General features: G+C 57.3%; 17 protein-coding genes. 11 read left to right on the top strand and 6 right to left on the bottom strand.

Features of this window, described 5'->3' with window-relative positions:
- The first annotated feature begins 50 nt into the window (after nt 1-50).
- The gene (locus ACR3EH_RS17735) at nt 51-1,076 is read left to right on the top strand and encodes a patatin-like phospholipase family protein (RefSeq protein ID WP_171183408.1); all 1,026 of its coding nucleotides are present in this window, start codon (nt 51-53) and stop codon (nt 1,074-1,076) included.
- Here ACR3EH_RS17735 and ACR3EH_RS17740 read toward each other — a convergent pair whose 3' ends face one another.
- From ACR3EH_RS17740 to ACR3EH_RS17750, 3 genes are all read right to left on the bottom strand, one after another.
- The gene (locus tag ACR3EH_RS17740) at nt 1,077-1,754 is read right to left on the bottom strand and encodes a DUF502 domain-containing protein (protein WP_171090313.1); all 678 of its coding nucleotides are present in this window, start codon (nt 1,752-1,754) and stop codon (nt 1,077-1,079) included.
- A gap of 79 nt (nt 1,755-1,833) precedes the next feature.
- Nucleotides 1,834-2,745 carry a pseudouridine-5'-phosphate glycosidase gene (locus ACR3EH_RS17745; protein WP_171183406.1) on the bottom strand — a complete coding sequence of 304 codons (912 nt, stop codon included), beginning with the start codon at nt 2,743-2,745 and terminating at the stop codon, nt 1,834-1,836.
- Complete coding sequence (locus ACR3EH_RS17750) at nt 2,742-3,635, bottom strand: PfkB family carbohydrate kinase (protein WP_171183404.1); 894 nt, start codon at nt 3,633-3,635, stop codon at nt 2,742-2,744. The genes ACR3EH_RS17745 and ACR3EH_RS17750 overlap by 4 nt, the downstream gene beginning before the upstream one ends.
- A gap of 169 nt (nt 3,636-3,804) precedes the next feature.
- Between ACR3EH_RS17750 and ACR3EH_RS17755 the strand changes: the two genes are divergently transcribed.
- Nucleotides 3,805-4,947: a HupE/UreJ family protein gene (locus ACR3EH_RS17755; RefSeq protein ID WP_171676317.1), complete on the top strand. Its 1,143-nt coding sequence runs from the start codon at nt 3,805-3,807 to the stop codon at nt 4,945-4,947.
- Nucleotides 4,948-4,954: 7 nt separating this feature from the next.
- Here ACR3EH_RS17755 and ACR3EH_RS17760 read toward each other — a convergent pair whose 3' ends face one another.
- A complete protein-coding gene (locus ACR3EH_RS17760) occupies nt 4,955-5,575 on the bottom strand; it encodes a thiamine phosphate synthase (protein ID WP_171183400.1) in 621 nt (206 codons plus the stop codon).
- 163 nt (nt 5,576-5,738) lie between these two features.
- Here ACR3EH_RS17760 and ACR3EH_RS17765 point away from each other — a divergent pair, with 163 nt between their 5' ends.
- The 4 genes from ACR3EH_RS17765 to ACR3EH_RS17780 all read left to right on the top strand — a co-directional run bounded on the left by ACR3EH_RS17765 (nt 5,739) and on the right by ACR3EH_RS17780 (nt 10,304).
- Nucleotides 5,739-6,482, top strand: a complete 744-nt coding sequence (locus ACR3EH_RS17765; protein ID WP_171183398.1) for an RNA methyltransferase — start codon at nt 5,739-5,741, stop codon at nt 6,480-6,482.
- A gap of 59 nt (nt 6,483-6,541) precedes the next feature.
- The gene (gene ctaA / locus ACR3EH_RS17770) at nt 6,542-7,687 is read left to right on the top strand and encodes a heme A synthase (RefSeq protein WP_171183396.1); all 1,146 of its coding nucleotides are present in this window, start codon (nt 6,542-6,544) and stop codon (nt 7,685-7,687) included.
- Nucleotides 7,688-7,691: 4 nt separating this feature from the next.
- Nucleotides 7,692-9,161: a carboxypeptidase M32 gene (locus ACR3EH_RS17775; protein WP_171183394.1), complete on the top strand. Its 1,470-nt coding sequence runs from the start codon at nt 7,692-7,694 to the stop codon at nt 9,159-9,161.
- A 465-nt stretch (nt 9,162-9,626) separates the two neighbouring features.
- Nucleotides 9,627-10,304, top strand: coding sequence for a THxN family PEP-CTERM protein (locus ACR3EH_RS17780; RefSeq protein ID WP_371732060.1), 678 nt, complete (start codon nt 9,627-9,629; stop codon nt 10,302-10,304).
- A 109-nt stretch (nt 10,305-10,413) separates the two neighbouring features.
- Here the strand turns inward: ACR3EH_RS17780 and gyrA are convergent, their stop codons facing one another.
- Nucleotides 10,414-13,137, bottom strand: a complete 2,724-nt coding sequence (gene gyrA / locus ACR3EH_RS17785) for a DNA gyrase subunit A (protein WP_171183390.1) — start codon at nt 13,135-13,137, stop codon at nt 10,414-10,416.
- A 192-nt stretch (nt 13,138-13,329) separates the two neighbouring features.
- On the opposite strand from gyrA, the gene ACR3EH_RS17790 reads away from it, so the two are divergent.
- Together ACR3EH_RS17790 and ACR3EH_RS17795 are read left to right on the top strand one after the other, a co-directional pair.
- Nucleotides 13,330-13,599: an usg protein gene (locus ACR3EH_RS17790; RefSeq protein ID WP_171648414.1), complete on the top strand. Its 270-nt coding sequence runs from the start codon at nt 13,330-13,332 to the stop codon at nt 13,597-13,599.
- Nucleotides 13,600-13,700: 101 nt separating this feature from the next.
- On the top strand, nt 13,701-14,396 hold the full coding sequence (locus tag ACR3EH_RS17795) for a lipid-binding SYLF domain-containing protein (protein WP_171648412.1): 696 nt from the start codon (nt 13,701-13,703) through the stop codon (nt 14,394-14,396).
- Here the strand turns inward: ACR3EH_RS17795 and ACR3EH_RS17800 are convergent, their stop codons facing one another.
- A complete protein-coding gene (locus tag ACR3EH_RS17800) occupies nt 14,397-15,350 on the bottom strand; it encodes a radical SAM protein (protein WP_171648410.1) in 954 nt (317 codons plus the stop codon). It abuts the gene before it with no gap.
- A 164-nt stretch (nt 15,351-15,514) separates the two neighbouring features.
- On the opposite strand from ACR3EH_RS17800, the gene zwf reads away from it, so the two are divergent.
- The 3 genes from zwf to pgi are packed head-to-tail and all read left to right on the top strand — an operon-like array spanning nt 15,515 to nt 19,246.
- Nucleotides 15,515-16,969, top strand: coding sequence for a glucose-6-phosphate dehydrogenase (gene zwf, locus ACR3EH_RS17805; RefSeq protein WP_171648408.1), 1,455 nt, complete (start codon nt 15,515-15,517; stop codon nt 16,967-16,969).
- A complete protein-coding gene (gene pgl, locus ACR3EH_RS17810) occupies nt 16,966-17,637 on the top strand; it encodes a 6-phosphogluconolactonase (RefSeq protein WP_171183380.1) in 672 nt (223 codons plus the stop codon). The genes zwf and pgl overlap by 4 nt, the downstream gene beginning before the upstream one ends.
- A 4-nt stretch (nt 17,638-17,641) precedes the next feature.
- Nucleotides 17,642-19,246 (top strand): glucose-6-phosphate isomerase, encoded by a 1,605-nt coding sequence (gene pgi, locus ACR3EH_RS17815; RefSeq protein ID WP_171183379.1) that lies wholly within the window; start codon nt 17,642-17,644, stop codon nt 19,244-19,246.
- Nucleotides 19,247-19,367 lie beyond the last annotated feature (121 nt).

The following is a 19,367-nucleotide window of genomic DNA, read 5'->3' on the forward strand; positions in this document are numbered from 1 at the left end:
GCTGCCCCCATACCCCCGGAGTATTTTTGAAAAGATGAAGGGGCTGAGGCATGAAACGTATCAATCTGGCATTGCAGGGTGGTGGAGCGCATGGGGCGTTCACCTGGGGGGTCCTTGACAGGTTTCTGGATGAAGAAGACGTCGAGGTTGCGGCCATTACAGGGACGTCAGCGGGGGCGTTGAACGGGGCCGCGTTCAAGTCAGGTATGGTGCATGCCGGGCGCGACGGCGCACGCGCAAGTCTGGATGCGGTGTGGGCGCGTATGGGTGCGATTGGCGATATGCGCATGGCCCATTGGTTCCGAGGGGTGGAGCCTGCAGCAATTTCCAGAGCTATGGAGTATTCGGTCCCTTATTCCATTGGCGAGGCGTGGTCCCGAATGGTGTCGCCTTATGCATATGGCCCATTTTACAGCAATCCGTTGGAGTCGGTGGTTGATCGGTTCAACTTTGCCGAAGTGTGCGCAGATGACGGCCCGCGTCTGTTTGTCTGTGCGACCTGTGTGCGAAGTGGTAAGATCCGTGTGTTTACCGGAGATGAAATTTCTACAGACGCCATTCTGGCTTCGGCGTGTTTGCCGACCCTGTTCAAGGCGGTCGAAATCTATGATCCTGAAACCGAGCGGACCGAGGCGTATTGGGACGGTGGCTATACAGGGAACCCGGCGCTTTATCCGTTGTTTGCTGACGATCTGCCTGACGACGTGGTGATCGTGAACATCAACCCGCTGGAGCGCGATGAAGTGCCTGTCACGCCGCAGCAGATCCAGAACCGGATTAATGAAATTAGTTTCAACTCATCTCTGTTTCGCGAACTCAGGGCGATCAGTTTTGTGCAGCGGTTGCTGAAAGAGGGCAAACTTAAAGCCGGTGAAATGAGCCGTGTTTTGGTGCACATGATTGCGGATAACGAACTGATGAACAGCTTGTCTGTTGCAACCAAGACTGTCCCCAATCCGGTTATCCTGCACAAGCTCAAGCAGGCCGGGCGCGACGCGGCAGATGGATTTCTTGCGAAACACAAAGACGATCTGGGCCAGAACAGCACAGTAGATCTGCCTGCGATGTTTGGCTGATCATTCAGGCGGTTGGGTCGGGTCTTTTTCGTTGGGGTAAACCAGACCAGCCGAAATCACCAGTTTCGCTGCGTCTTCGATGCTCATATCCAGCAAGATTACGTCTTCGGCCGGAAAGAACAGGAGGAAGCCAGAGGTCGGGTTGGGCGTGGTCGGCACAAAGACGCTGAGCAATTCGCCCCCGGTTTCGGCCCGTTGGCTGACCTCGCCGCGCGCGCTTGTCGAAACAAAACCGATAGCCCAGATGCCCCGGCGTGGATACTGAATCAGGCAGGCTTTTTCAAAGGACCGCTCGGTCTGCGCAAAGACCGTTTCCGAGATCTGCTTGATCCCGGAATAAACCGACCGCACGACGGGCATCCGGTCGACCAGGCTTTCGGCGAAATGGATCAGCGAGCGGCCCAGAATGCCTTTGGCGATCCACCCGACGATGATTGTGAAGATCAGGAAGATCACCACACCCACACCGCGCAGGTTGATGCCCACATATTGTTCTGGTTGGAATTGTTGTGGAACCAGCGGCAGAACGGCGCTGTCGATCCAGCCGACCACCGACCAGATCAGCCAGACGGTTAACCAGACAGGTGCAATAACGACGATGCCGGTCAGAAAGGAGCCGCGCAGCCGTGAAAGCAGGCCGGGGCGGCGATGGGGCTCTTCGTCGAAAGGTGTGTTCATTGCAGGTCCGAGTGGGCAGTTCCGAATGGTTTCCGGGGTTTAGGTAGTCAATCCGTCGCTTTGGTACAATAGGGCTGCGTCAACCCTGCTGCACCAGCGACTGCGCGATTTTGGCGGCCAGGCGTGCGTTGTTGCGGACCAGCGCGATATTGGCCGTTAACGAACGGCCTTCGGTTTTCTCAAAAATGCGTTGCAGCAGATAGGGCGTCACGGCTTTGCCGGTGATGCGGTGGGCATCCGCGTCGGCTTGAGCCTCGGCGATGATCGGGGCCAGTTCCCCGGCCGCTATCTGATCGGCGGCAGGGATCGGGTTGGCAACCAGCTGTCCGCCGGGCAGACCCAGCACACGCCGGGTGGCATGGGCTTTGGCGATGGCTTCGGCACTGTCCATACGCAGAGGCGCGGAAAAAGGTGATTTGGCCGACCAAAATGCAGGGAACTCATCTTGCCTATACGCGATGACCGGCACGCCCAAAGTCTCTAGCACTTCAAGCGTTTTGGCGAGGTCCAGGATAGCTTTGGCCCCGGCAGCAACCACTGTGACCGGCGTATGGCCCAGCTCGTGCAGGTCAGCAGAAATGTCGAACGTTGTCTCTGCGCCCTGATGCACACCACCGATGCCGCCAGTGGCAAAGACCTCTATCCCGGCGTATTGCGCGGCGATCATTGTGGCGGCGACGGTTGTGGCCCCGGTGCCTCCGGTCGAAATGCAGGCCGCCATGTCTGCGCGCGAGATTTTGGCGACACCCTGTGCCTGTCCCAGCCATTGCAGTTGCTCGGGTTCCAGCCCCACGTGCAGTTTACCTGCAATCACCGCCATGGTTGCCGGAACTGCGCCCGCATCACGAATGTCCTGTTCGACCTGAGCCGCAACTTCGACGTTTTGCGGGTAGGGCATTCCATGGGTGATGATGGTGCTTTCCAGCGCAACGATGGGTTGGCCTGCGTCTTTGGCGGCGCGGACCTCAGCTGAGTATTGGATTTCGATCACAGTGGGGTTTCTCCGGAAACATAGGTTGCAGCGGCGTGCAGAGCGCGGGTCAGGGCCTCGTCACTCGATGCGCCGCCGGATTCTGAGGCGATATGGGCCGCCATGAAGGTATCCCCGGCACCGGTCACTCGGGTGACCAGAACGGACGGGGGTGTTTGAGTTAGAATCTCGTCGGAACTGCCTACGGTGGCTGAGTTTCCGCCGTCAGTCACCAGCACGCGTAGCGCACCGCGATCCAGCAGACCCTTGGCAGCGGATTCGGAGTCAGTGAATTCACGTTGGCACAAGATGCCGGCCTCTTCGAGGTTCACGTAAAGTGTGGCGCGGGCGTGCTTGAGGAAGGGTAGCAGCCTTTCCGCTTTGCCGGGCGAGGCCGGGGCCACGCGCAGGTCGGCGCGGGCAAAGGCGGGGCTTTGAGCAATTTCTTCCAACAGGTCCAGCGTCAGGTTGCCATCCAGCGCGATGGGTCCTTCAAAGGGCGTGTTCTCATAGCCCAGTGGTCCATGCATCAAAGGGCGCAGGATCTTTGCACCCGCAGCCTCCAGCGAGTGCGCGTCAGCAATTGCGGCGATCAACCCGTTTGCGCCTTCTACGGCCATATAGCGATCGGTCGGCAAATCCTGAGAGCGATAGATGTGATCCGTGACCATGCCCAGCCGCGAACAGGCGTGGACAAGCTCATCACCCTCGGGATCGCGACCAATTGCGGTGAGCAAAGTAGGGGTCATACCAAAGCGCACGAGTGTCATGGCGATGTTCATCGCAACGCCGCCGGGCAACCGGGTGATGCGCCCCGGCACGTCCGAACCTTGTCGCATAGCGCTTGCTGATCGTCCGATCACGTCCCACAGGACCGAACCGATACATAGTATATTGGCGTTCTGAGTCATGAGGATGTCATGCCGCAGCGGTGATGCCCGTGCAAGTCAGAACGTAACCGCTGTCAGATATTCCCTAACCCCCCGGCATTTACGCCTTTTACGCTTGCGAACAGAGACCTGCACGGGAACAATTGACCACAATGATTGGTGATTTGTTTCTTTTACCGGAGAGTTTCTTATGAACGGCCGTGTATTTCGGGCCATCCTTCGTGTCTTTGCCCTCATTATTTTTAGCTGTTTGGTCTTTGCGTTCCTTTCTTCAAGCGCGGGGCGGGCGCAATCTGAACAACCTACGGTGATTGATTTCTGGATCGCCGATGAAAAGCTGTTCCTTGAGGTTGGATTGAATGCTGAAGCACTGTTGCTTGGGTTTGATCCAACACGGCATGAAGTTCTTTCCGGGGATCCGCAGTATCTGGCTCTGCGGCAGACGACGTCATCGGAACTGGAACCAAAGATCAGAGCGTTTGTTGAAACGTGGGTGCAGGACGTCGAAGTTCAGGTTCCCGAGCGTTTGAAACTGACTTTGGAACGCGTGCTTGTCCTTGAAGGCGGTGGTAAAGAAGAAGCGCGTGTTACCAAACTGCTGCTAACAGCACCTTTTCCGGATCAAGCTTCGAACCTGAAAATGCGCTGGCCGGTTGATGGCGGGCCGATTGTGCTGCGGCAGCAGGGCGTTGCGGCGCCCTATACCAGTTACTTGGCGGCCGGTGAAACCAGCCCTCTCATACCATTGCGCGGAGGGGCATCCTTGACGCCGCAACAGACACTAAAGACGTTTTTTGCGTTGGGGATCGAGTACGTCATAAACGCTCCGTTCACACCGTGCTTGCTTGCCCTGGTCCTTGTGTTTCTGTCTTTGTCCTTGCGAGCAGTCGTGGCGCAGGTGGTGTTTCTGTCAGTTGGCGTGTTCGTTGGGCTTGGCTTGGCTGTCTACGACGTGTTGAACGTGCCGACCTATGTCGGTTTACATGCGCCGACGGCGTTTGTCATCGGGCTGGCGTTGTGGAACCTCGTGGCACGACGGTTGCAGGTCGCGCGGCTGTTGACCGTGTTTGCTGGCGGAACAGTGTTTGGATTGGCGTCGGCAAGGGCTCTTCGGGCTATCGGCGTGCCGCCGGACCATCAGCTTCCAGCGATGTTGGGGTTTGGGGCTGGGGTTGTGGTGCCGCTGGTTTTGGCTGCCTCGGCTGCGTTTGGACTGGCGCTATTGTTTGCTGGCCGTTCGCACAGGACCCGCGGCCGGATTGCAGTTCTGGCCTCAATCCTGATTGCAGGGCTCGGGGTGTATTGGCTAGCCGAGCCTTGGATGTTGGGGTGATGCCCGGTTAGGACATCGCTGCTGTTAGAGTGTTCAGCGTGCCAAGCGGATCGTCGCTGTTCCAGATTTCGTCCCCAATGCCGAAGAAATCGGTGCAGGGGGCCAGGTCGCGGATCAGGTCGGGCGTTAGTCCACCTTCGGCCACAACCGGAACTTCGATCATCTCGGACCACCACTGGAACAAATCCCTTTCGGCACGCGTGCCATCGCCCAAAGCGGTGGTGCCAACAGGACCGAAGGCTACATAATCGGCACCGTTTTCACCAGCAGTCATACCGTCATGGCTGGAGGCACCGCAGAAACTACCGACAATTGCATCTGTGCCCAATTCCTTGCGCACAGCCCTGACGGACCGAGCCGCGTCGTCCAAATGCACCCCGTCCAGACCAAGACGCTGGGCCAGCAGCACGTGGTTCGAAATAACGATGGCCACATCACGCGCATGGGCAACCTCGCGACAGGCATCTGCCGCACGGGAAAGGGTGTCTTCGTCGTTTCCGGCCAGCGCCAGACGAATGCAGGCGATATCGGCACCGTCCAATACCGTTGCCAGCTTGTTTGTGAAGGTGCTCAACTCGATGGTCGGAGGCGTGATCAGGTAAATCTGCGGCTGCTCGGGGGTGTCCATGGGCGCGTCCTTCGGCTTTTGGTCTTTGGCGCGGTTTAGCGGATTGCGGCGGGGAAGCAAACTTTTTAGCCCGCCAAGCAGGTATTTGGAAACAGAAGAAGAGGATCGGGTTGCCCTGTAAACGCCATCGGATTAGAGCGGGCGGAACTTTTCGGAGACAGCCATGCCCAGCGATACATCTCAGCCCTCTTTCGTGCTCGTGCGCCCGCAAATGGGCGAAAACATCGGTGCCGCCGCGCGCGCGATGTGGAATTTTGGTCTGGATCGTATGCGCATCGTGGCCCCGCGCGACGGCTGGCCCAATCCCAAGGCGGTCGCCATGTCCAGCGGGGCGGGGCGGTTGCTGGATGAGGCGCAGCTTTTTGACGATCTGACGGGATCTCTGGCCGACAGCACGTTTGTCTTCGCGACCACCGCCCGGCAACGTGGATTGACCAAGCCGGTCTACAGCCCAGAACGTGCGATGCAGATCGCGGCTGAGAAAGTCGCAGCAGGAGAAAAAGTCGCCGTGCTGTTTGGTCCTGAACGCGCAGGGCTTGAGAATGAGGACATTGCAAAGGCCAACGCGATCATATCGGTTCCGGTGAACCCGGAATACGCCTCGCTGAACCTGGGGCAATGCGTGTTACTGACCGCCTATGAGTGGATGCGCCAGACCGGCGACGTGGTGCACAAGACCACCGATTTGGGCAAAGGCGACTGGGCCACAGGGATCGAAGTGGAAAAACTGGTCGAGCATTACGAGGATCGTCTGGAAGAGGCCGGGTTCTTCTATCCCCCTGAAAAAGCAGAGGGTATGAAAGTCAATCTGCGAAATCTGTGGTCGCGGATGCGGATGACGCGGGCTGATGTGCAGATGCTGCATGGAATCATGCGGCAGATGGTCCGTTGGAAAGACAAAAGCTGAGGCTGGACCTATCTTCCACCAAGCCCTAGCTTGCGACAAAATCAGGACATGAGGACAGCATGAGCGGTAAGCGCAGCATCTTCGAAGAGGTCTCGGACACCGAAAAACAACAAGCCGTGCAACCGGGAATGATCGACCGGGGACGCGGCGGCGCGCGCCAAGCGATCCGTGTTTGGCTGATGATCCTGTTTGCTTTGGTTGTTGTGATGATCGCAGTTGGTGGCTTGACGCGCCTGACTGACAGCGGTCTTTCGATCACGGAATGGCGCCCGATCACCGGAGCCATCCCGCCGATGAATGAGGCCGACTGGCAGGCGGAATTCGACAAATACAAGCAGATCGACCAATGGCGCATTCAAAACCAATGGATGGAGTTGAATGATTTCAAGTTCATCTACTGGTGGGAATGGGGTCATCGTCAACTGGGCCGCGTGATCGGACTTGTCTGGGCCCTCGGGTTCTTTGGTTTCTTAGCTGCACGTAAAATTCCAACCGGCTGGACCGGTAAGCTGTTGATTCCGGGCGTTTTAGGCGGTGTTCAAGGTGCGGTCGGCTGGTGGATGGTCGCCTCGGGCGTGACGCAGGGTGAGGGCATGACCGCCGTTGCCAGTTATCGTCTGGCCACGCATTTGGGTCTGGCTTTTGTGATCCTGGGCTTCTTGGCGTGGTACATCTTTGAACTGGGCCGCGAAGAACGCGACCTGATGCAGGCGCGCCGCGCGAAAGAGGCGAAACTGTTCTCACTGTCCACCGGTCTGATGCATTTCGCCTTTCTACAAATACTCATCGGCGCGCTGGTTGCTGGGATTGACGCCGGGCGGTCTTACACTGACTGGCCCTTGATCGGCGGGCAAGTATTCCCACCCGATGCCACAGCGCTGGAACCAATGTGGCGGAACTTCTTTGAAAGTCCCGGATTGGTTCAGTTCATTCACCGCTGCGCGGGGTATCTGCTGTTCATCTTCGCTTTCATCGTCTGGCGACGTGGCGGGACCAGCGCGCATCCGCAGACACGATTTGCATTTAATGCCGCCTTTGCCGCGCTGGCGCTGCAGGTTGTCGTCGGCATCGTGACCGTGGTCTACGGTGCGCCCTGGCAGATCGCTATCTTCCACCAGTTCATGGCCGTTGTCGTCTGGACCCTGATCCTGCGCGCCCGGTTCCTGACCGCTTATCCCATCGCAACATCCCTGCGCGGAGTATGATCCTATGACCGCTTTCAATGATCTCATGGCCTTTCAGCGTGAAACCTCGGCTTTGGGCCAGATTGCCGGGCGGCTGGGTTGGGACCAGGAAACCGTCATGCCACGCGGGGCCGCGCCGCAGCGTGCCGAAGAAATGGCCGCGATCGAGGCCGTGCTTCACGCGCGAAAATCTGACCCACGCGTGGCTGAGTGGCTGGAACAGGCGGCACCTCAGGATGAGGTTGGTAAAGCGCAAATTCGTGAAATCCTCCGTGCATATGAACGCGCCGTGAAAGTGCCAGCCGATCTGGCAACGACCATTGCCCGTGTCACGTCCGCCGCACAAGGAACTTGGGCACAGGCCCGGGCGGATGAAGACGTTTCTGCCTTCCTTCCGGTTTTGGAAGAAGTGGTCTCACTCAAGCGTCAGGAGGGTGAGGCATTGGCGCAGGGTGGTGACGTCTATGACGCGATGGTCGAGGATTATGAGCCCTATACAACCGGCGCACAAATCGCGGCCATTTTTGATGAAATGCGCCCACGTCTGGTGGCTTTGCGCGCCGCCGTTTTGGATCGGCCGGAACCGGCAGCTCTGAATGGTAGCTTTGATGAGCAAACCCAGATGGGCCTGACGCAAAAACTGGCGACAACATTTGGATATGATCTGAATAACGGCCGGGTGGACAAGGCGGTGCATCCGTTTAGCTCGGGCAGCGGTTTGGACGTGCGCATCACCACGCGCACCAGCGAAACGGATCCCTTTAATTGCTTCTATTCCACCATACACGAGGTCGGCCACGCCGCGTATGAGCAAGGTATCGACAAAGCCTATTTGCTGACCCCGCTTGGAAATGGTGTGTCAATGGGCGTACACGAAAGCCAAAGCCGGATCTATGAAAACCAACTTGGTCGCTCGCGCGCCTTTACCGGTTGGCTGTTCACCCAAATGACTGAGGTTTTTGGTGATTTCGGCATTGCCAATGCAGATGCGTTCTATGCGACTGTCAACCGAGTTCATAATGGCTATATCCGGACCGAGGCGGATGAGGTTCAGTACAACCTACACATCATGCTGCGTTTTGATCTGGAACGCGCCCTGATGGCCGGAGACTTGCAGGTTAGCGACCTCGAATCCGCGTGGAACGATCGGTTCAAGGCAGATTTCGGCTACGCGGTCGACAAACCTTCGAATGGCTGTTTGCAGGATGTGCACTGGTCCGTTGGGCTGTTCGGCTACTTCCCGACCTACTCCTTGGGAAACGTTTACGCTGGCTGTCTTTATCAGGCTTTGCGCGCAGCCGTACCGGGGCTGGATGCCCAACTGGCCGACGGTGATACTTCGGGTGCGACGGGCTGGTTGCGGGATCAGGTTCAGCAGCATGGCGGGCTTTATGCACCGCGAGACGTCATCGCACGTGCCAGCGGCGTAGAACCGGGGCCGGAGCCATTGCTTTCCTATCTGGAAGAAAAGTTCGGAGCACTATACGGGCTGTGAGCTGAATATACCGTTTCCGACCTGTGCATACAAAGGCTGGATCTCTCTAGTGACGCTTCGGGGAAAGGGCGGTTTTTGACCGTGTTTCACTGTAGATCCACTGATCCACAGATGATTGCAGTTGGTAATGTCGATACAGCGCAAGTGTCATCAGATTGCGGCCTAATACGTGCGGCATCCACTAAGGTGGTCTTTACGCATGTTTGGCCTTTACAAGATAGCCTAGAGTTTATGTTTGGGATTGAAATAATTGTATCCCAAAAGGCTTAAATACCCTCATTCTACCCCACCGTTGCAGTATTGGTAACGATGCCGAGGGTCTTCCCTTCAAATGAGGTGAAAAGGTGGTCAAATTGTGGTTGCGTTGCTAGTTGTACTCAGGTCTGTGCAGCACTTCCTTAGGAGTGCGAATTCGTAAAAAGTGATTGAAGGGTAGGGGTTAAACACATGGCGTTGAAATGTAACGTGGCTGCGATTGCCTTAGTCGGGGTATTGGCTGGTAGTGCTGCCTCGGCATTGAGTGTGACAGCTATTTCACCCTCTTGGCAGAACGTGAATCCGACGACGGGTATTACTGAAAGCAGCTCTGGTTCAACGATCTCGCTGCGTTGGGGCGGTGGCAGTAACCCGAGTGGTTATGATTTCACGCCGACGGGTACACCAATTTTGAACCTTTCGCCGGACACAGCTTTTGACCTGGGACAGTTCACCCATCTCAACTTCCCGATTCCAGGAGAGGTTCTGAGTTCGGTAGATCTTGTCGTTGATCTGCAGATCGGCGGCGGACCTTTGGTATCATCAACCTTTTCACTGACCCATAATGAGACCTTAAACCGACCGGCAAATTGTCCTCAGGATGCAACGCCCTGCAACGATATTGTGACCATTGCCAACTCACTCGGTTCCCAGAACTTCACCTATGGTGGACAGAACTTTGTGTTTTCGGTGCTTGGCTTTTCACAGGACGGTGGGAACACAATTTCCACTGGTTTCAGTACGGTTGAAGGGGCGCAGAACCACGCAACGCTTTATGGTCAGTATACAGTCGCTCCTGTTCCGCTGCCTGCTGCCGGGTGGCTTCTGCTTGGTGGTATCGGTGGGCTGTTTGCATACGGGCGCCGCCAAAAGCGCAACGCCGCCTAGTTAAGGTATTCCTGCCGCAAGTTCGTCAGTGCGGCAGAGGTTTATTAAAAACGCAAAAAACCCGAGGTCAGCGGACCTCGGGTTTTTCTATTTTAACGGTTTGGAATGATTACTCTTCTGTCTCGTCCTCGCCCTGATCGGCGATCCAGGCAACGCTGACAACTTCTTCGCCCTTGCCAGTGTTGAAGACCCGTACACCACCCGCACTGCGGGACCGGAAGGAAATCCCCTCGACCGGGACACGGATCGACTGACCTTTGGACGTGGCCAGCATGATCTGGTCGTCGATCTCGACCGGGAAGGATGCCACAAGCTCACCGCCGCGCATCGCCTTGTCCATGGCTGCCACGCCCATACCACCGCGTCCGCGGACGGGGTAGTCGTGGCTGGAGCTTAGTTTGCCTGCGCCGCCGGTGGTGATGGTCAGGATCAAGTTTTCCGAGGCAGACATTTCGGCATAGCGTTCCTGTGTGATCGAACCTGGCGCCGCTTCATCCTCGTCCGTCTCGCCATCGTCGGCAATGCCTGCCACTGCGCGGCGCATCTTGAGGTAAGCCGCACGTTCATCCGGGTCGGCTTCGAAGTGACGGATCACCGACATCGACACCACGCGGTCGCCATTGGTCAGCTTAATGCCACGCACCCCGGTGGATTCGCGCGAGTTGAACACGCGCACGTCCGTGGTGCGGAAGCGGATCGCCCGTCCCGAATTGGTGACCAGCATCACGTCTTCGTCTTCCGAACAGATGCGGGCATTCACCAGCTCCACGCCTTCGGGCAGTTTCATCGCGATCTTGCCGTTGCGGCGCACATTGGTGAAGTCCGACAGACGGTTGCGGCGCACGTCGCCCGCGCTTGTGGCGAAGACGATTTGCAGGTTCTCCCACTCTTCATCCGGCACGTCCACGGGCATGATAGCGGCGATGGACACACCGGTCGGGATCGGCAGGATGTTGACGATCGCCTTGCCCTTGCCGGTCCGGCTGGACTGCGGCAAGCGCCAGGTCTTGAGCTTGTAGACCATCCCTTCGGTGGTGAAGAACAATAGTTGGGTATGCGTGTTCGCCACAAAGAGGTTGGTAACGACGTCCTCTTCCTTGGTCTGCATCCCCGACAGGCCCTTGCCGCCACGTTTCTGCGCGCGGAAGTCGGCCAGCGGCGTGCGTTTGATGTAACCGCCCGAAGTGACGGTCACGACCATGTCTTCGCGCTCGATCAGGTCTTCGTCTTCCATATCGCCGGACCAGTCGACGATCTCGGTACGGCGGTCTACAGCGAATTGTTCACGAACACTTCGCAGCTCATCTGCGATGATGCCCATGATGCGCTCGCGCGAGGACAGAATATCCAGATATTCCTTGATCTTGGCAGCCAGGTCTTCCAACTCGTCCGTGACCTCTTTGACACCCAATTGGGTCAGGCGTTGTAGGCGCAGTTCCAGGATGGCACGGGCCTGAACTTCGGTCAGGTTATAGGTGCCATCGTCATTCATCTTGGACAAAGGATCGTCGATCAGGCGCAGATAGCCTTCGATCTCGGATGCCGGCCAACGGCGGGTCATCAGTTTTTCGCGCGCTTCGGCGGCGTCTGCCGAGGATCGGATCGTGGCAACCACCTCGTCCACGTTCGACACGGCCACGGCCAGACCACACAGGATGTGGCTGCGCTCTCGCGCTTTGCGCAGGTCGTACGCGGTGCGACGTGCCACAACATCTTCGCGGAAGTCGATGAAGGACGTCAGGAATCGGCGCAGGGTCAGCTGCTCGGGTCGGCCTCCATTCAAGGCCAGCATGTTGCAGCCGAACGAGGTCTGCATCGGCGAGAAGCGGAACAGTTGGTTCAGGACCACCTCGGGCGTCGCATCGCGCTTCAGTTCGACCACGACCCGTACGCCATTGCGGTCGGATTCGTCCTGCACGTGACTGACGCCTTCTATCCGTTTCTCGCGCACCGCTTCGGCGATCTTTTCGATCATCGAGGCCTTGTTTACCTGATACGGGATCTCATCCACGACAATCGCATAGCGATCCTTGCGGATTTCTTCGACACGGGTCTTGGCGCGGATGATGACGCTGCCGCGACCTTCCAGATAGGCTTTGCGCGCACCAGATCGGCCCAGCATGACGCCACCCGTTGGGAAATCGGGGCCGGGGACATATTCAATCAACTGCTCTGAGGTCAGGTCAGGATCGTCGATCAGGGCCAGAGTCGCATCGACGACTTCGCCAAGGTTGTGCGGCGGAATATTGGTCGCCATACCCACAGCGATACCACCGGCGCCATTGACCAGCATATTCGGGAAACGCGCGGGCAGAACGGTTGGTTCTTTGTCCTTTCCGTCGTAGTTGTCCTGAAAATCGACCGTCTCTTTTTCGATATCAGCCAGCAGGGACGCGGCAGGTTTGTCCATGCGTACTTCGGTATAGCGCATCGCCGCTGGGTTATCGCCGTCCATCGAGCCAAAGTTGCCCTGACCATCCAGCAAAGGCAGCGACATCGAGAAATCCTGCGCCATTCGTACCAGCGCGTCATAGATAGCTGAGTCACCGTGCGGGTGGTATTTACCCATTACGTCGCCAACCGGACGCGCCGATTTGCGATAGGCTTTGTCGTGGGTATTCCCCGTCTCGTGCATGGCGTACAGAATACGCCGATGCACCGGCTTCAGCCCGTCGCGCAAATCCGGGATCGCGCGGGATACGATGACCGACATGGCATAGTCCAGATAGGACGTGCGCATTTCGGATTCGATGGAGACCGTCGGGCCGTCATAAACTGGGCGCTCTGGCGGGGTTTCGTCCATGTTTTCAGGAATTTCTGGCGTATCGCTCACGTAAACTGCCCGATCTTTGGCTTGGGTCTATATCTTGTGGATGCACCTTATCAGACCCGGCACATAAGGTGCAAGCAAGCAGCGCATTGAGCGCGAAAAACCACGGTAACGTCCCGGTAACATATTGTTATCCAAGAATTAGAAGGTTTCTGTGCTAGCCTGAAGAGACCTTGCAACAAACCGGAGGTCCGCATGAAGCCAAGCGAAACCGAATTGATGCTTAAAGGGTACGGTCTGACAACGGCAGAATTCTTCTATCATATGCCCGACTATATCCACGTCTTGAACACGTTCATCTGGCAGGACTACGACCTTGCGCCGGATCATCCGAAACTGTTCGAATTCATCGATTTCTGGCAGCGAGAGATCGAAGGGCCGCTGCATTCCGTCAAGTTTACCCATCGCAAAATGATCGCACCGGGCGAGTGGCGCAACATGGTGGGTGAGTTCCGAGTGAACTAAGCAGATGTGAAAGTCTGACCGAGCATCGAAATACCCGTTCTCATTTAGAGCAAGTCGGGTATGGTGGCAGCCAATTCGTTGGAGCCACAGGATAAAAAACGATGAAACGAGCGGTACTTTTTACTGCAATGCTGAGCCTGAGTGGCCCTGTATTTGCCGAAGGCGTTCTGGGCAAGATTAAGAAAGGTGCTGAAAACACCGCAGATGCGATCGGTCGTGGCGCGGAAAGCGTCGGTGACACAATCAGCAAAGGCGCTGAGGCCGTCGATGAAACCATCAATTCCACGTCGGATCTGCTGTCCAACGAAGCAACGCCGGAAGAAACGCGTGCCAAGCTGGACGTAATGGCAGGAGAGATCCTTGATCAGTTGCTTGCCGAAAACCCCGAAGCGCAGTCACTCTATGACGTCAGTGCAGGTTATGCAGCCTTCGACTCGCGCAAGATTTCGGTCTTTCCGGTGTCGGCAGGGTATGGGCGCGGTGTGGCCGTTTCAAAAGACACCGGGCAGCACACCTATATGAACATGGGCACGGGTGGTGTAGGTGCGGCCATCGGCATCGGCGGCTTTGAGGCCAAGTTTGTGATCCTGTTCGAAACCCCGGCTGACCTGGAACACTTCATAACCCATGGCTATGACGCAACGGCTGAAACTGGTGCCATGTATGGTGAAGAGAAAACAGGTGAAACCGTGCGTTTTACCGACGGGCGCTCTTTCTTTGTGCTCAGCAAAAAAGGTTGGCGCGTGTCAGCAGGTGCATCCGGCACAAAGTTCTGGAAATCGCCCGAACTGAACTGATCACCCCGAGCAGCTGGCACCGCCCAGAACGCAAAACTTGGCGCAATGAGGGTGGTTGAGGTGAACATCCGCCTCGGCTTCGGCCAGGCTGTGCCCCATCTCGAATTCTGGTTCGTAAGGCAGCAACGTGCAGGCCAGAACGGCAGGGCGATCCGCACCTTTGCGTTTGACCACCATGCGCGAACTTGCGCACATCACCGCATTTGGGGATTTGTCTAGAATTCCCCAGCAGGCGGTTGTGATTTCAGGCACTTCCACGGTCTCGTCCATCTCGGGGAACAAAACGGTCTGCGCCGGATCGTTGGGGTCGATGTTAAAGCGATGCTGGGCGAAGAACGCAGCATAGCCCGCGCGGCTTTCTGCATCCGTGTCCCCCCAAACCGTTCTGCCTGCGATCGCCATGTTGAAGCCGTGATCGCGCAACCATTCCATTCCGGCAACGGTTTTGTCGAAACTGCCTTTGCCACGCTCTTCATCGTGCAGGTCGGGGCGGTGGTGATCGACCGAGATGCGCAGGGTCAGTTTGTCGTTGTATTTGTTCTGCAACTCCAACAAGCCTTCGCGCATCTTGCGGCGCATCATCGGGGCCATCGCATTGGTCAGAATCAAGACCTCATATCCACGGTCCAGCGCGGCACGTGTCATCTCGATCATCTCGGGGTTCATAAAGGGTTCGCCACCGGTAAAGCCGATCTCGCGCACGGGCCAGTTGCGCTCTTTAATTTGATCCAGATAGTCACGAACCTCATCAGCGGTCAGATAAACCAAAGCGTCATTGGTCGGGCTGCTGGCGATGTAACAGTTCACGCATTCGATGTTGCACAGCGTACCTGTGTTAAACCAAAGCGTATCTGGCTGGGTCAGTGAAACTGTTGCGCGGGTCTGCCCGTCTGCCGTCTCCAATTTGTTTTGAAACTTGCCGATATTGGCGAGCTGTGGGGCGTTGTCTTTCATTCCCGCATCCGGTTTTTTTGAAGTCGTCGGTTTGAACTAGCGTGTTGTTTGGGATTTGGTAAGGGTGACGCGACGGTTCTGACAGAGTTTTGATGAGCTTTGTGTTTTCAGATTTGATTGCGCTAACATTGGACATGCCGAAAGGGGCGGGGTAAGGACAGCTTATGGTTTCACGCGTCATCCCAGTTGATCCTTTTGATCTGATCATTTTCGGCGGTACCGGCGATCTTGCGCAGCGAAAAATCCTGCCTGCACTTTTCCGTCGGTTCTGTGCGGGGCAATGGCATGAGGATGCTAATATTCTTGCCGCAGCCCGGGCGAACCATACTGCGGAAGAATTTCGTGAGATGGTTGCCGATGCATTGCGCCAACACGCGCCGAAGCGGGTGCAGGACAGCCGGGCGCTGACGCGGTTTTTGCAGCGCGTCGATTACGTGTCGCTGGATGCCATGACTGCAGAAGGCTGGGATGTTCTGGGCGAAAAGCTGTCGCCGGACCGCATAAGGGCGTTTTATTTCTCTGTCGGTCCAGGTTTGTTCGGCCCGTTGGCCGAGCGGGTCAGGGCGCATAATCTGGCGACGGACGACACCCGCATCGTGGTGGAAAAACCGTTTGGCCATGATCTGGACAGTGCGCGGGCCCTGAATGCCACGCTGGCTGCGCATTTCGACGAGAGCCAGATTTACCGGATCGATCATTATCTGGGTAAGGAAACCGTGCAGAACCTTATGGCTGTGCGCTTTGGCAACATGCTGTTCGAACCCTTGTGGAACAGCCAATATGTCGACCACATCCAAATCACGGTTGCGGAAACCGTTGGGATTTCCGGGCGCGAGGAGTATTACGAGCGCGCAGGTGCAATGCGAGACATGGTGCAGAACCACCTGATGCAATTACTCTGCCTGATCGCGATGGAACCTCCGGCCAAATTTGATCCTGACGCAGTGCGCGACGAGAAACTCAAGGTAATCCGAGCGCTTGACCAGGTAGAGCCCCATCACATTGTGCGCGGCCAGTTCGCTGCAGGGCCAGATGGGCCGGGATACAGGGACTGCGTTGGCAATCCGCGCTCAACCACCGAAAGCTACGTGGCGTTGAAGGCCCACATCAGCAACTGGCGGTGGGCTGGTACGCCATTCTATCTGCGCACGGGTAAGCGGTTGGTGGCGCGGTCTTCGGTGATCAATGTCATGTTCAAGGACGCGCCGCATTCGATCTTCGGGGAAGAAGCCGGACGGCACGCCAATGCATTGTCGATCCGTTTGCAACCCAATGAAGGGATCACCTTGAAGGTGACGATCAAGGAACCGGGGCCGGGTGGGATGCGTCTGGTCGATGTCCCACTGGACATGAGCTTTGCCGAAGCGTTGGGACCAGAAAATCAGGATCCGCCGGATGCTTATGAACGGTTGGTGATGGATGTGATCCGGGGCAACCAGACGCTGTTCATGCGCGGGGACGAGGTCGAGGCCGCCTGGGCCTGGACCGATCCGATCATCGCTGGCTGGCTGGCGCGCGGCGACGTGCCGAAACCTTATGACAGCGGCAGCACAGGGCCGGGCGACGCCGAGCTGCTGATGAAAAGAGACGGTCGCCGTTGGCAAGGAATCAAGCCATGAATATTCTGGAATATGCAGACCGAGAAATGCTGGCCATCGACGTAGCCAATACCTTGGCGGGTGATCTGGAAGCTGCACTGCTACATCATGAGACAGTCGCATTGGCCGTTCCCGGTGGGACAACGCCGGGGCCAGTGTTTGACAGTCTTTGTGCGGCTGATCTGGCGTGGGACCGTGTGCGTGTTCTGCCCACTGATGAACGCTGTGTACCTGCCGACCACGAGCGTTCGAACGAGCGCTTGATCCGTGAAAGACTGCTGACCAACCGAGCTTCTGCCGCGCATTACATCCCGCTTTATGTGCCTGGTGCGGAACCAGAGGCGGCATTGCCTGAAATTGAATCCCTGATCGCGCCAGTGTTGCCGTTGTCGGTTCTGGTGCTTGGGATGGGTGACGACATGCATACGGCTTCGTTGTTTCCGGGGATGGAAGGGTTGGCGGAAGCGCTGGACAGCAATGCGCCAACGCTGGCTGTTGCGCGTACAGAGGTGCAACCCGAAGCGCGCATTTCGCTGACAGCGCCGATTTTGGACGGCGCGCTGTCAAAGCACCTGATCATCTACGGTCAGGCAAAGCGCGATGCTTTGGAAAAGGCCATGTCGCTGCCACCTGAAGAAGCACCAATCGCCGCAGTGCTGAGCGGTATGACTGTCCATTGGTCGGAGTAAACACATGCAACTGGACGCTTTGAAGGCATTGGCAGACGCGGACCGCCGTATCTTGGACCTGTTTGAGGCAGACGCGAACAGGGCCGAGGCTTTTTCGGCTTCGGCCGGGGATATGCTTTTTGATTACTCCAAGACGCAGATCGACGAAAACGTGCGCGCGGGGCTGATCCAACTGTGCGAGGACGCCGGTCTTGCGGCGCGGCGCGATGCGATGTTTGCGGGCGAAAAGATCAACGAAACTGAAGGGCGCGCGGTGCTGCACACGGCCTTGCGCAATCTGGAGGGTGGGCCGGTCGAAGTCGATGGTCAGGACGTCATGCCCGAGGTTCTGGACACGTTGCAACGGATGCGGGTCTTTGCCGAGGAAGTGCGCGGCGGTGCGATTGCGGGGGCAGGGGGAAGCTTTACCGATGTGGTCAATATTGGCATCGGTGGGTCTGATCTTGGTCCTGTCATGGCCACTCACGCGCTGGCTCCGTATCATGACGGGCCGCGCCTGCATTACGTCTCGAACGTGGATGGTGCGCATATCGCTGACACGTTGCGTCAGTTGGATCCGACGCGGACTTTGGTGATTGTCGCCTCGAAAACCTTCACCACCATTGAGACAATGACCAATGCGCGCACGGCCCGCGCCTGGATGTCCGAAGGCGGAGGCGATCCATCCCGGCAGTTTGCCGCCGTATCCAGCGCATTGGACAAGACGCAGGCGTTTGGCATCCCCGAAGCGCATGTGTTCGGTTTCGCTGATTGGGTCGGAGGGCGCTATTCGGTTTGGGGGCCAGTGGGCCTGCCGGTCATGATCGCTGTCGGCTCAAACGCGTTTGATGCGTTTTTGCGCGGTGGGCAGGCGATGGATCTGCATTTTCGCTCGGCGGATTGGGCCGAGAACATGCCCGTCATGCTGGCGCTGGTAGGTATCTGGCATCGTCAGGTTCTGGGCCACAGCAGCCGCGCCGTGCTGCCCTATGATCAGCGGCTGTTGCGGCTGCCCGCCTATTTCCAACAGTTGGAAATGGAATCGAACGGCAAATCAGTAGCCATGGATGGGTCTTCGCTGACTGTTCCTTCGGGTCCTGTGGTCTGGGGTGAGCCAGGTACAAATGGTCAGCACGCGTTCTACCAATTGATTCATCAAGGCACGGATGTCATCCCTTGCGAGTTCATGGTTGCCGCCGAAGGGCACGAACCCGAGCTGACCCATCATCACCGCCTGCTTTTGGCCAATTGTCTGGCGCAGTCCGAAGCCCTGATGCGCGGCCGGTCACTGGACGAAGCGCGGGACCGTATGGCGGCAAAAGGGCTGACAGATGCGGAACTGGAGCGACAGGCGCGGCATCGGGTTTTCCCCGGCAATCGTCCGTCCACCACTCTGATTTATCCGAAACTCACACCATTCGTACTGGGTCAGATCGTTGCCCTGTATGAGCACCGGGTGTTTGTCGAAGGTGTGCTGTTGGGTATCAACTCTTTCGACCAATGGGGGGTAGAGCTGGGTAAGGAGCTGGCCACGTCGCTTGGCCCCATTGTGGACGGTGAAGAGAGCGCCCAAGGCAAGGACGCATCCACCGCTGCGCTGGTCGCCTATGCGTTGAAACATCGGGATTGACGTCTGAAAACGCAACGCGCTTCACTGGAGCGTTGCATTCTTTTATTGTCAGACAATTAAATGCTTGGCAGGGTTCCATCCTAGGAAACGACTGGATTGACGCAATGGGGCCTGCTCCTAG

Source organism: Ruegeria sp. BG7, assembly GCF_056535685.1.